Consider the following 13,112-nt stretch of genomic DNA (forward strand, 5'->3'; position numbering starts at 1 on the left):
TGGCCCATGAGCTCCATCTGGAATGCACTGATCACATCATATTCTGCTTTAGCGGTTGTACCTTTTATCCCTTTTTTCCTCGTCTACCTTGTTTCTTCTCTGCGGGGAGTAGACCGTAAGAGGGCTATAAGATTGGCGATGGATACGACGACTGTTTTCTTGTTCGGCTTTGTTGCTGGTTCACTTAATCTGCGCTTACATACGAGCTTTGGTCCATTCTTTATTATTCTCGTCATGCTCATCGGCGGTGGGCTAATTGGTAATGCTCAGAATCGTGTGAAAGGAAAGCTAGATCCTAGAAAACTAGTACGAGCGGTTTGGAGATTATCCTTCTTTGGTTTGACTTTCCTTTATATTTTTCTAATGTTATTACATCTTATCTTTCCAATGTGATGGGAACCTTTTGACGATCATTCTGCTCTTGTGTACAATCAAATTGATAACACAACGACAGAACGGGGGGAACATTCCCTTTGAATATTTCATCACTTAAGGATTCGAATCCTTCCTCATTAGCTGAACGATATCGATTTGGAGATTCGGAAGTTAATGAGTTATTTGGCAAGCATCCTTCTCATGATGCGTCATGGTTGGATAGAGCAGTTCATTTAGATAAGACGGTGGAAGATAGAGCAGACATGAAACAGGTAGCAGCAGTATTGAGAAAATACCAAGCTAAGCTGCCCAATTATGAAGAAGCTCAGAAATCCTTGCATAAGCTAGAGCAATCTAATTGTCTTGTCGTCGTAGGTGGACAACAAGCAGGATTGTTCGGCGGAGCATTACTTATTTTCTATAAAGCGTTATCGGTCATTCAGACTGCACGTGACGCGGAGAAAAGATTAGGCAGACCTGTTGTCCCCCTCTTCTGGATCGCCGGCGAGGACCACGACTATGACGAAGCTAACCATGTGAACATCCAAGCAGCAGAGGGCGGCATTCGACGTATTCGTATCGAACGTCCCGAAGGACCGCGGCTAGCTGTCAGCAGAACGCCGCTCACTTCACAGCAATGGGACCTGGCTTTACAAGAGCTTGCAGCTCAATTACCCGATACAGAATTCAAGCCTGCACTACTCGAACGTCTTCAAAGCCACGTCACAGACGCGCCTACATTGAGTTTGGCTTTTGCCCGACTGCTAGCGGATTGGTTCGGTAATCAAGGTTTAGTATTACTTGACGCGGACGATCCTGACCTGCGAGAATTGGAAGCGCCAATGTTCCGCGAGCTAACAGTTCGCAACGATGATCTCGAAGCGGCATTGAAGATCGGCGAGGATCAGGTTTTAAGCAGAGGTTTCAAGCTACAAGCAGAGGTTACACCAGGTAGCGCGAATTTATTCCTTCATCATGAGCAAGGAAGACTATTGCTTCACAAAGATAAGGATAACTTCGTGGACCGGAGAGGTCATGTTTCCATGTCCCATCAGCAGATGCTGGATCTCATGGCGAAGTCTCCTGATTGCTTGAGCACGAATGCGTTGACGCGTCCTCTCATGCAAGACTATATTCTTCCTGTTCTTGCGGCTGTGTTGGGACCTTCAGAACTCGCTTATTGGGGCATTCTTAGTCCTGCGTTCAAAGAGTTTGGTATGTCCATGCCTTTATTGATTCCACGTCAATCGTTCGTTTACTTGGAGTCTAACATTACTAAGCTTCTTGATAAATACTCCTTAACCGTTGAACAAGTTCTTACGGATTGGGAGAGTCAGCGAGCGGAATGGCTCGGTAAACAAGATGAATGGCATTTGGATGAGCAATTTGAACTCGTACGGAAACAATTTACGGAACTGTATGAGCCAGTAATGAATACAGTATCGTCGCTTAAACCCGGTCTCGCCACAATGGCGCAGCGTAATTTAGAAAAAATATTAGAACAAATGACATTTCTGGAATCGCGCTCTATGGATGCGATTTCTAAGCAGCACGAGGCTTCGCTGCGTCAGTGGGATCGTATACAGTTATCGCTATCTCCTATGGCCAAGCCGCAAGAGAGAGTTTATGGAACGATACATTTCCTGAATCGATATGGTCGGGAGTGGCTCGCTCTATGGGCTGACGTTCCTTATGTCGTAACTGGCGGACAACGCTTAGTTGAAGGTTTGACGAGTAGATAGCTGATATACCATACAGCTGGAACTCTTACTTATATTATAAAATTTGGAGGATACATCTCATGAAAACAGCTTTGGAAAGTATCGTACGAGACCCATCTCTAGCACCAGAAGGAAAACTTAAAATTGACTGGGTACAAGCCCATATGCCAGTCCTTAACCAAATTCGTAAGGAGTTCGAGCGGGATCAGCCTTTCAAAGGGCTACGTGTTGCGATCTCCCTTCACTTAGAAGCCAAAACAGCTTATCTAGCTAAAGTCGTGCAAGCGGGTGGAGCTGAAGTTGTTATTACAGGTAGTAACCCATTGTCAACCCAAGACGATGTGTGCGCGGCACTAGTAGAAGACGGAATTGCAGTTTATGCCAAATACAATCCAGACCCACAAGAATATAAAGACCTAATGGTCAAAACGTTGGAAACTAAGCCGGATCTTATCATTGATGATGGCGGGGATCTCGTATCCATTCTTCACTCCGAGCGTCAAGATTTGCTTTCTCAAGTTCGTGGTGGAGCAGAGGAAACGACAACGGGCATTTTGCGCTTGAAAGCGATGGAGAAGGATGGTTCTCTTAAATTCCCTATGGTAGCTGTAAATGACGCATATTGTAAATACTTGTTCGATAACCGCTATGGTACTGGTCAATCCGTATGGGATGGGATCAACCGTACGACAAACCTTGTTGTCGCTGGTAAAACAGTCGTTGTAAATGGCTATGGCTGGTGCGGTAAAGGTGTGGCGATGCGTGCTAAAGGTCTTGGCGCAAACGTCATCGTTACAGAAATAGATGCTATCCGTGGGGTTGAGGCTTACATGGACGGATTTGCTGTGATGTCGATGGAAGAAGCAGCTAAAGTAGGCGAATTCTTCGTAACCGTTACAGGTAATAAAGATGTCATTCGCGGAGAGCACATTGCCAACATGAAGGATGGAGCAATCCTATCTAATGCTGGACATTTCGATATCGAAGTGAACCTTGTGGAGCTTGCGGAAATGTCCGTATCCAAGCGTGTTGTGCGTCGTAATATTGAGGAATACGTATTGAAAGATGGACGTAAAATTTATGTGCTGGCTGAAGGACGCCTAGTTAACCTTGCAGCAGGGGACGGACATCCAGCAGAAATTATGGACATGACATTTGCCTTACAGGCTATTGCGCTCCGTCATGTTAATGAAAATTACGAAAGCATGGGTAGTAAAGTTGTTAACGTTCCATACGAGCTCGATGAGCTTGTTGCGCGTACGAAGCTGGAATCCCTTGGAATTAAAATTGATACCCTATCCGAAGACCAGAAGGCATATTTGGATAGCTGGGCTTCCCACTAATACAATATTTTCTGTATGAAATTAAGATAAAAAGAGTTTGTTTCTTCGAAAACCTCGAGGGAACAAACTCTTTTTTAATTTGTTAAATAATTATTGACAATGATAATCATTATCATGTAATGTTCTAAATGAAAATGATTATCATTATTAACTAGGAGGAAAAAAGAATGTTTCGTAAATCTTTATGGACTGGAATATTATCCGCGGTAATTTTGTTTGTTGGGGCTACAGGCGCTGCACAGCCTGCAAATGCTACTGTAGCCACTAAATCAATCAAGGTGGTAGTGGATGGGAAAGCAATCTCTCTAGCAGCTGATCCTCAGGAAATTAGAGGTAGACTGTTAGTGCCTTATAACAGTGTTGTTACAGCAATGGGTGGCACAGTAAGCTGGAACGAAAAGACGAAAGAGATCAAAGCAGTAAAAGGGAAGGTTACGGTAACTTATACGATTGGTTCAACAACGGCATACATAAACAATGAGAAAAAGACGCTTGAATCGGCACCGATTAGTATCAATAACACAGCATTCGTTCCTCTTCGTGCACTAGCCCAATCCTTTGGGATGTGGGTGAAATGGGACAGCGTGAGCAAGCAAGTGACGATTTCAAGTCAGTTAACGGTGCAAACGAAAAGTGGAGCCCTAACACTTAATAAGGTGCCGCAACGAATCGTAACGCTTGCCTCGTCAGATACCGAGATTATAGCTGCGCTTGGTGGTAACATCGTCGGGAGATCTACGGTGCTCGGTAAAATTTATCCTCCTGAAGCAGCATCCATTCCCGAGGTGGGAAGCGCGCACGGCATTAACTTCGAGACGTTAGCAACGTTAAAGGCGGATCTTGTTATCGGTAGCCCCTCCTTACAAGCCCAGGTAGCAACGATCGAGAAGTTAGGAGCGAAGGTGCTGCTTAACTCCCATAACGCCTACAATGACATTCAAAACTCCATTCGCCTTTATGGTGAAGTGCTTGGCAAGAGCGAGGAAGCAGTCAAACTAATAAAAGGAATGGACGACAAATTGAAAAAGGTTCAACTCAATCAACCTAAGACTAAACCTAAGACATTAATTCTATATGGTGCTCCGGGGAGCTTTGTTGTCGCACTACCTTCTAGTTATCCTGGCAACTTCCTTGAAATGGCTGGCGGGGAAAATGTAGCTGCTAAATTTCCGAAGATGGATACAATGCCGCAATATGCCGAATTGAGCATGGAGAGAATTGTAGCGGCCGACCCAGATGTGATTTATCTCATTACACATGGTGATCCCGTAGAAGTGAAAGCTAGCTTCAAGAAAGAGCTAGAAAACAATCCTGCATGGAAAAACTTGGGTGCAGTAAAATCGGGTCAGTTCGAGGTACTACCTAATGAATTGTTCGCAGCCAATCCCGGATTGCGTGCACCAGAAGCAATTAATAGCTTGAATGAGCTACTTCTACAGGTGAAATAAGACAATGAGTGAAGAAATCATCCAGCGTCAAGATCCTCGTGCGAGGGTCAGAATTTTGTTATTCGCATTGTTTATAGCTCTAGTCATTCTCTCTATTCTATATGGGCTAATGGTTGGTGCTGTCTCGATCCCCGTTAAAGAGGTGTGGGCCGCGCTCTTCGGAAGTTCGGATTCAGAATTCCATCAGATCGTATGGAACTTAAGGCTTCCAAGAGTACTTACTGGATTACTCGTCGGCATTTGCTTGGCGATATCAGGTGCTTTCCTTCAAGGGGTATTCCGCAATCCTCTTGCGGATCCAGGTATTATCGGGGTTTCTGCGGGGGCGGGATTGGCAGCGGTAGCGATGATGATTTTATTCCCAGAGCATATGTCGCTTGTCCCGTTGGCAGCGTTCTTAGGTGCTTTGGTTGCCGCAGCGATCATCTACGTATTAGCTTGGAATAAAGGCGCACCTACAGGGAGGATGATCCTTGCTGGGGTGGCGGTTAACTCCTTGCTAGGAGCGGGAATGACGACAATTATGCTACTGAATAGCGAGAAGGTACAATCGGTACTACCCTGGCTTGCAGGTAGCTTGAATGGAAAAAGCTGGCCGCATTTCGATACGATTTTTCCTTATGCATGTATTGGCATAATCCTGTCCGTATTCCTAGTGAAGCATGCTAACGCTTTGATCCTTGGTGACGAAGTGGCGAAGCTCCTCGGAAATCGCGTAGAGAGAAGTAGAATGCTAATTATCCTTATGTCCACCTTCTTGGCAGGCATAGCGATAAGCGTCTCGGGACTGATCGGCTTCGTCGGATTGGTTGTGCCCCACATTGTGCGAATGATCGTAGGCAATGATTACAAGTTTTTCCTCCCGCTATCAGCACTTGGAGGTGGAGCACTTGTGGTTGCGGCGGATACTTCGGCAAGGGCATGGTTTGACCCGATCGAGTTTCCTGTCGGCGTATTGTTAGCATTGCTAGGTGCACCATTTTTCCTCTACTTATTGAGAGGGAGGTTAAGAGGGTGAAGAGCGTCTTAAAGGCGGAGAGCATCCAATTCGGTTATGACAATCGGAATATCGTAGAAAATTTCGATCTTAACATTCAGCAAGGAGAAATGGCTAGTATCGTAGGTCCTAACGGTTCCGGTAAATCGACAGTACTTCGGCTTCTAACGAGATTGGCTCAACCGCGAAGCGGGGTTGTTTTCTTGGAAGGGGAAGCACTCGCTAGAATGAATACGAAGAAGGTCGCACGTAAGCTGACGATGCTACCACAAATACAAGACCATAATCTAGATTTGACAGTTCGGGATTTAGTAAGGCAAGGTCGGCATCCGCATTTGAAATGGTATGAGGAATGTCGCAATGAGCATGAAGATATCGTAGATTGGGCACTTACGATGACGAACTTGACCGAGTTACAATATCGCTCTATATACACATTGTCCGGTGGTGAACGTCAAAGAGCTTGGATTGCGATGGCTGTTGCACAAACCCCGCATACATTGCTTCTTGATGAGCCGACGACGTATTTGGACGTCGCGCATCAGCTTGAGGTGATGGAATTACTACAGCATCTTAATCGCCAGCAGGGAATTACAATCATAATGGTGCTGCATGACTTGAACCAAGCCGCCCGTTATAGCGATCGTATCATCGCGATGAAAGACGGTACGATCGTTAGTCAAGGTACGCCTCAGGAAGTATACATCCCCTCCTTTTTCTCGCAGGTGTTTGGTATTGAGGCGAAGGTTTACGAGGATGAGGGGAAGCCAGTATACACACCAAGAGGGCTCGCGAAAGCGAAAATAGGGGGAGAAACGAATAATGGCGTTGGAATCGCGAAAGCCGTTAGCGGCAATTGAGCTTGAGCTCGTAAGAGCATTCGTTAGCGCAGCTCATGCTGATCTGGATAAGGTTAAGGAGCTATTGGATAAGGAGCCTGGACTGCTGCATGCCTCTATGAATTGGGGCGGAGGAGATTGGGAAACCGGATTAGGGGCTGCAGCTCACGTGGGCAGACGGGACATTGCAGAGTATTTAGTTGCTCGGGGTGCGAGGCTAGATATTTTTGCGGCAGCGATGCTTGGGCACTTAGAGCTTGTGAAATCTATCATCGAACAATATCCGGATATGGTCCATGCGGAGGGTCCACACGGGATACCTTTAATCAGGCATGCAGCCATGGGTGGACTTAGAGCACAGGTGGTATTTCAATTTCTGGAGCAAGCCATTGGAGGGGAAGAGATTAAATGATTGTCGTAAAGAATACGATCCAAGTAAAGCCTGGCTATGGGAATGTAATGCGAGATAGATTCAAAACTCCGAAAAGTGTTCATACCTTTCCTGGGTTTGTGAGAATGGAGTTATTGCGAACGGAAGGGCTAGAAGAATACGAAGAATATCAAGTGTGTACAACTTGGGAAAACAAAGAGGCCTTCGATGCGTGGGTGCAAAGCGATTCCTTCAAACAAGCGCACGTCACTCGTGGGGAAAACGGTAACCGTGACATGGTAATTGGAAATAAAATAACGCTTCACGAAGTGATTGTCACTCATCATCCAGCACTTCCAATAGAAAGTTAAAGAAGTTCCCGCTCGCTTAATTGCGTTGCGGGATTTTCTTTATAAAATTAGTAACATTTTCCTGTTAACCTCCGTCTATGGTTGCAGAAACCTAAAAGGGGAGATCGAGATGAGAGGGAAATGGGTAAGGAGCTTTCGAGGTGGAATTGTGTTATTGCTGACGATTGTGCTGCTGTTGGGGATATCGGCATGTGGTGGGAGTAATAACGATAAAGATTCGTCTGCCCAAGCTAATATAGAGGCACCTATGGCGGATAGTTCGAGCAATATGAAAGTCACAGACCAGACCACTACGACCTCTTCGAGCTCTTTAGCTAACTCTGAAATGGCTTTGGAAGTCGCCGAAGGCTCATCTGCACCTCAAGAAGCACTATCAGGTGAAGAACAATCTAGTAACGATACACGTGCTATCGGCGGAGGAATTGGTCCGATCGCGGACGCGAACGCAGGCTTTGGTCGCAAAGTCATTTACCAGGCGAATTTAGTGATGAAGGTTGAGGAATTCAAGGTAGCCGAAGCTCAGCTTCTAGATCTTATCCATCTTGGCAGCGCCTATGTACTACAATTTTCGGATAGTCGCAACACGAATGAGATCGGTGCCACCTATGTTATTAAAGTGCCATCAGAGGGGTTCTCGCCCTTCTTGGAGAAAATACAAAAAATTAAAAGTCTGAAATTTGAGCGAGAGGTTGCAGGTAACGACGTTACAGAAGAATTCGTAGATTTAGCTGCTCGTCTTAAAGCAAAGCAAACCGTAGAAACCCGATTGCTTGCCTTTATGGACAAAGCAACGAAATCGGATGATCTTATTCGTTTCTCCGATCAGCTCGCACGAGTGCAGGAGGAGATTGAGCAGATCAAAGGACGCATTCGTTTCCTCGATCAGAACGTCGCCTTCTCTACGATCAATTTGCGCTTGTATCAACCCTCTGGAATTGAAGAAATTAAAGAGGAGAAGAAGGAAGAGGACAAGGGAGTTGGCGAACGGATCTCTGATGCTTTGTCAGGGAGCACCAAAGTGATTAGGCAATTCGGGGAAGGCTTACTAGTTGTGATAGCTGCGATGCTCCCTGTGTTAGTCATCGTTGCTATTGTTGGAGTTCCAACCTATACCTTCGTGCGCAGACGTAATGCGAACAAGGCAGCCCTAGCAGCGCTTGCTGAAGAGAAGAGAAAAGCATATAACAAATCCAATGCTGCGATAGCTAGAGTGGATGCAAATGAAGTGGAGAATCAATCCTCAGAGTCTGAAATAGACCCCGAACCTAAACAGCCTAAAGACTAAAGTTGTTAATCCCGTAAAATATATTTATTAAAATCCTGCTCAAGAAGCAGGATTTTTATTTTATGGGGCGAATAATCTTCATAAGTGGTTCAGAGTGGTGGAAAGTGGTGAAAGATGGGGGAGGTGAAGAGAGCTTATGTTTTTAGGGGAATTTCAGCACAGTATTGATGATAAGGGACGGATTATTATCCCAGCGAAATTCCGTGAAGCTCTCGGCACAGACTTTATCGTTACCCGTGGACTGGACAATTGCTTGTTCGTCTACCCCCACGAAGAATGGAACCAGCTCGAACAGAAGATCAAAAACCTGCCGTCTATGGCGGCTAATACCAGGGCATTTTCAAGATTACTATTCTCAGGCGCATCCGAATGCGAATGGGATAAACAGGGAAGAGTAAACGTACCTAATCATTTGCGCGAATATGCCAAGCTGGATAAAGAGTGCACGGTTATTGGCGTTTCCAGCAGAGTGGAGATTTGGGACAAAGCGACGTGGGAGGAATACTCAAGGCAGTCTGCAGATTCCTTTAATGAAATTGCCGAGAAGCTGGTCGATTTTGATTTTAACTTTTAATCCGCTAACAACTTACAAACACATACATAAACAAGAAAGACGGACCCCGAATGGGGTACCGAGAGGCTGCAACTATGTTTCACCATGTTACCGTATTGAAAGAGGAATCCGTGAAAGGCTTAAACATACGTCCTGACGGTATTTATGTAGATTGTACACTAGGTGGAGCTGGGCATAGCGAGCTAATTGCCTCGCAGCTTGGGCCACAGGGACGATTGATTGCGCTGGATCAGGACGAAGCCGCCCTCGCCAATGCGCGCGTGCGATTAGCGCCTTATGGCGATATCATAACGTTGGTGAAAAGCAACTTTCGGTACCTGAAGATGGCCCTGAAGGAAGCTGGAGTTCCAGAAAAGGACGGCGTACCCCAGGTCGATGGGATTTTGTTCGACCTTGGGGTATCGAGCCCACAGTTGGATGAAGCCGATCGTGGCTTCAGCTACAATCTGGACGCCGAGCTAGATATGCGAATGGACCGCGACGAATCTCTAACAGCGAAGGAAATCGTGAACGAGTGGGACGCGCGGGAAATTTCCAACATCCTTCGGGATTATGGAGAAGAGAAATTTGCTCGCAAAATCGCAGCAAATATCGTAAAGGCTAGAGAAAAGGCTCCGATCGAGACAACAGGGCAATTGGCAGAGATTATTAAGGTTTCGATTCCTGCAGCGACACGTCGGACAGGTCCACATCCTGCGAAACGTTCATTTCAAGCGCTACGTATTGCCGTGAATGATGAGTTAGGAGCCATGCAAGAGGCTATGGAGCAGTCCATAGATTGCTTAAGCCCAGGGGGGCGTGTAGCTGTTATTACGTTCCATTCCTTGGAGGATCGTATTTGCAAGACGGCGTTCACTAAAGAAGTTGCAAGCTGTAGTTGCCCTACGGATTTCCCGATTTGTGTTTGCGGAGGCGGCGAAGGACGTTTGAAGCTCACGCCACGCAAGCCGATTTTACCGACAGAGGAGGAGCTTGAGGCAAATCCTCGTGCTCGTTCTTCCAAACTAAGAATTGCAGAGAAGCTCGGATAATACGAGTTCACAATAGATTAACTGAGAGGAGCACAAGGAAGATATGGCATACTACGGCAACTTGGCGCTTCGTCCGGAGCCCGAACAGGAACAAAAACAAAAAGTTCAACGAGCCAGAGCAACGCAGACCACTACAGTTACGCTTCGCCGATCGATACCGATCGGCGAGAAGTTGTTATATTTGTTAACGATCGCAATTGTCGTCTTCATTGCGGGCTTTATTATTTTACGCTATGCGCAAATCTATCAGATGAACGGACAAATCCAGTCATTAAAGAAATCGTATAATCAAACCATAGAGCAGAATAAAGATCTTCAACGCCAAAAGGAAATATCAAGTGATTCTACCGAGATTATAAAAAGAGCGACAGCGATGGGCATGGTGCAAAATCCTGAGAGTATCACCGCTTCCAAAGACGATCAGAATGCTGTGGCGATGAAGCCTTAAGCACAATCGGGAAAAGAAGAGGACATTAATATGGCTATGACTAAAAGAATTAAACTACGTACATTACTAGCGGGAGGGATATTTACCCTCCTTTTTTTTGGTTTGATTGTTCGCATTTATTGGGTTCAAGTCGTCAAGGCCGATTTTTGGACCGAAGAAGCGATGAAAACCTGGAACACGAGTAATACGATTCGGCAAGAGCGTGGACGACTACTGGATCGCGATGGGAAGGTGTTGGCAGGGGATGAGGTTGCCTACACGATTGCCGTCAATCCTAAACGTATTGCAGAGTTGGAAGCGAAGCATCCCGAGTGGAAGTTAACAGATCGAATGGTATCGAAGCTCCATAATGTATTAGGGACAAGTGAAAGTAAGCTAAGGGAAATTGTCGCGGCCAAGAAGGAAGATGGAACTTACCTTTCCCAGAGGGAGGTGCGTCCAGACGGTTGGAAGGTTGATAAAGCGATCAAGGACCGGCTGGAAGTGTTTCGGGAAGAAATACGTAAGCTGACAGGTGTGAAGGGCGATGTGGGCCTCTATTTTAACGAGGAGCAGAAGCGTTATTATCCGAATGGTACACTCGCTTCCCATATTCTTGGCTATGAAGATAAAGATGGAATTGCTATCACTGGATTAGAGAAAAAGCTGAACGAAGAGCTCAGCGGTGCTCCTGGATTTATAAAGTATCAGAAGGATGGCGCTCGGGTTCAGCTTCCTAATGGTGAAGTAGAATATAAGCAAGAGCTTGATGGTAAGGACGTAACGTTGACGATCGATAAGGACATTCAATTCTACATCGAGGAAGCGATGAGAACTGCTTTTGAAAAATATAAACCGATCAGTATAACGGCAATTGCCGCAGATCCAGATACAATGGAAATCCTTGGGATGGCGAGTATGCCAGACTATAATCCTAACACTTACTGGAATTTTAAGGATCAGAACTCTTTTCGGAATAATGCTATTCAATCTGTTTATGAGCCAGGTTCAACGTTTAAGATCGTAACCTTGGCGGCGGCTGTCGAGGAAGGATTGTTTGATCCTAATGCTTACTACAAATCGGGATCGATTAAATATACCCAGAAGGACAAGCCTGTCAAGGATCATAATGGCGGAAGAGGCTGGGGAGAGAATGGGATGATCACCTATCTGGAAGGGTTGAAGCATTCCAGTAACGTGGCGTTCGTTAAGCTTGGTTATGAGATGCTAGGTAAGGAAAAGCTCATCAAATACATTAATGACTTCGGCTTTGGCCAGAAAACAGGTATCGAGCTGCCGAACGAAGTTTCTAGGCCTTACAGCCTAGACTATCCTTCTGAGGTCGCAACAGCAACTTTCGGTCAGGGTAAGGTTCTGGTTACCCCAATCCAGCAAGTGGCGGCAGTAGCCGCAGTGGCAAATGGTGGCAAGCTTATGCAGCCGCAGATTGTGAAAATGATTAGTGATCCGAATACTGGTGAGAAGAAAGTCACCGAGCCGAAGGTTATTCGCCAGGTTATTTCTGCTGACAGCTCACGCAAGGTTGGAGAGTATTTGGAAACCGTAGTCAGCGATCAAGAAATCGGTACGGGCAGAGTTGCTTTTATTCCTGGTTATCGCATTGCTGGAAAAACGGGAACGGCACAGAAGGTAACGAAGAATGTTAAGGAAGAAGGCTATTCCAAAGATAGATACGTCGTTTCATTTATCGGCTATGCACCTGTAGAGAAGCCGAAGGTCGTTCTTTACGTCGTCGTGGATGAGCCTCAGATCGATAATGCTGGAGGCGGTGCAGTAGCAGGTCCGATCTTTAAGGAAATTATGGGTAAATCTCTATTGCATCTTGGTATCAAGCCGAACTTAACGGATGAGGAGAAAGAATCTCAATCTGAATCCCAATCTGCGTCGACAACTACGACTAAGAAGGGTGAAGTGACGATGACTTTACCAGACGTGACGGGAATGACCGTGGCTCAGGCGCGTCAGCAGCTGAAAGAGCATTCCTTTAAGGTTGATGTGCTTGGCAAAGGCAGTAAAGTACTACAGCAGCTTCCGAAGGGGGGGGGTGTCCTTCCAGCCTCCCAGAAAATTTATTTGCTTACAGATGAAACGCAAGGCAACGTACCCGATCTGAAGGGAATGTCATTGAGGGATGCTCTAGAAATGTGCTCGCTGTTAAAAGTCGTGTGCACGGTTGAAGGGCAGGGTTATGTCACCAGTCAGAAGGCTGTTAAAATTGATGGTAAATGGATCCTCCAAATAAAGCTCTCCCCCCAGGGACAAGCTAATCAGTCGACGGCACAGTCGACTGAAGCACCACCTAAGGAGTAA

General features: G+C 46.0%; 13 protein-coding genes. All 13 read left to right on the plus strand.

From position 1 onward, the window contains the following. The first annotated feature begins 6 nt into the window (after nt 1-6). The 13 genes from M1K58_RS18050 to M1K58_RS18110 all read left to right on the plus strand — a co-directional run bounded on the left by M1K58_RS18050 (nt 7) and on the right by M1K58_RS18110 (nt 13,112). Nucleotides 7-393 carry a DUF3397 domain-containing protein gene (locus M1K58_RS18050; protein WP_256760227.1) on the plus strand — a complete coding sequence of 129 codons (387 nt, stop codon included), beginning with the start codon at nt 7-9 and terminating at the stop codon, nt 391-393. 80 nt (nt 394-473) lie between these two features. Further along, entirely contained in the window at nt 474-2,117 is a 1,644-nt protein-coding gene (bshC, locus tag M1K58_RS18055; RefSeq protein ID WP_256760228.1) for a bacillithiol biosynthesis cysteine-adding enzyme BshC, read from the plus strand. 59 nt (nt 2,118-2,176) lie between these two features. Further along, complete coding sequence (locus M1K58_RS18060; protein WP_256760229.1) at nt 2,177-3,439, plus strand: adenosylhomocysteinase; 1,263 nt, start codon at nt 2,177-2,179, stop codon at nt 3,437-3,439. A 167-nt stretch (nt 3,440-3,606) separates the two neighbouring features. After that, nucleotides 3,607-4,887, plus strand: a complete 1,281-nt coding sequence (locus tag M1K58_RS18065) for an ABC transporter substrate-binding protein (protein ID WP_256760230.1) — start codon at nt 3,607-3,609, stop codon at nt 4,885-4,887. Nucleotides 4,888-4,891: 4 nt separating this feature from the next. Beyond that, on the plus strand, nt 4,892-5,905 hold the full coding sequence (locus M1K58_RS18070; protein ID WP_256760231.1) for a FecCD family ABC transporter permease: 1,014 nt from the start codon (nt 4,892-4,894) through the stop codon (nt 5,903-5,905). Further along, nucleotides 5,902-6,744 (plus strand): ABC transporter ATP-binding protein, encoded by an 843-nt coding sequence (locus M1K58_RS18075; protein WP_256760232.1) that lies wholly within the window; start codon nt 5,902-5,904, stop codon nt 6,742-6,744. Before M1K58_RS18070 ends, M1K58_RS18075 begins: the two co-directional genes overlap by 4 nt. Continuing rightward, nucleotides 6,707-7,135 (plus strand): ankyrin repeat domain-containing protein, encoded by a 429-nt coding sequence (locus M1K58_RS18080; RefSeq protein ID WP_256760233.1) that lies wholly within the window; start codon nt 6,707-6,709, stop codon nt 7,133-7,135. The genes M1K58_RS18075 and M1K58_RS18080 overlap by 38 nt, the downstream gene beginning before the upstream one ends. Next, nucleotides 7,132-7,464: an antibiotic biosynthesis monooxygenase gene (locus M1K58_RS18085; RefSeq protein WP_256760234.1), complete on the plus strand. Its 333-nt coding sequence runs from the start codon at nt 7,132-7,134 to the stop codon at nt 7,462-7,464. Before M1K58_RS18080 ends, M1K58_RS18085 begins: the two co-directional genes overlap by 4 nt. 109 nt (nt 7,465-7,573) lie before the next feature. After that, entirely contained in the window at nt 7,574-8,749 is a 1,176-nt protein-coding gene (locus M1K58_RS18090; protein ID WP_256760235.1) for a DUF4349 domain-containing protein, read from the plus strand. 136 nt (nt 8,750-8,885) lie between these two features. Beyond that, a complete protein-coding gene (gene mraZ, locus M1K58_RS18095) occupies nt 8,886-9,323 on the plus strand; it encodes a division/cell wall cluster transcriptional repressor MraZ (RefSeq protein ID WP_256760236.1) in 438 nt (145 codons plus the stop codon). A 74-nt stretch (nt 9,324-9,397) separates the two neighbouring features. Then, a complete protein-coding gene (gene rsmH, locus M1K58_RS18100) occupies nt 9,398-10,354 on the plus strand; it encodes a 16S rRNA (cytosine(1402)-N(4))-methyltransferase RsmH (RefSeq protein WP_256760237.1) in 957 nt (318 codons plus the stop codon). Between the two features lie 43 nt (nt 10,355-10,397). Next, nucleotides 10,398-10,802 (plus strand): cell division initiation protein, encoded by a 405-nt coding sequence (locus M1K58_RS18105; RefSeq protein WP_256760238.1) that lies wholly within the window; start codon nt 10,398-10,400, stop codon nt 10,800-10,802. A gap of 30 nt (nt 10,803-10,832) precedes the next feature. Further along, nucleotides 10,833-13,112, plus strand: a complete 2,280-nt coding sequence (locus M1K58_RS18110) for a penicillin-binding transpeptidase domain-containing protein (RefSeq protein ID WP_256760239.1) — start codon at nt 10,833-10,835, stop codon at nt 13,110-13,112.

Origin of the sequence: Cohnella sp. WQ 127256 (genome assembly GCF_024519285.1) — a bacterium.
GTDB lineage: Bacteria > Bacillota > Bacilli > Paenibacillales > Paenibacillaceae > Cohnella.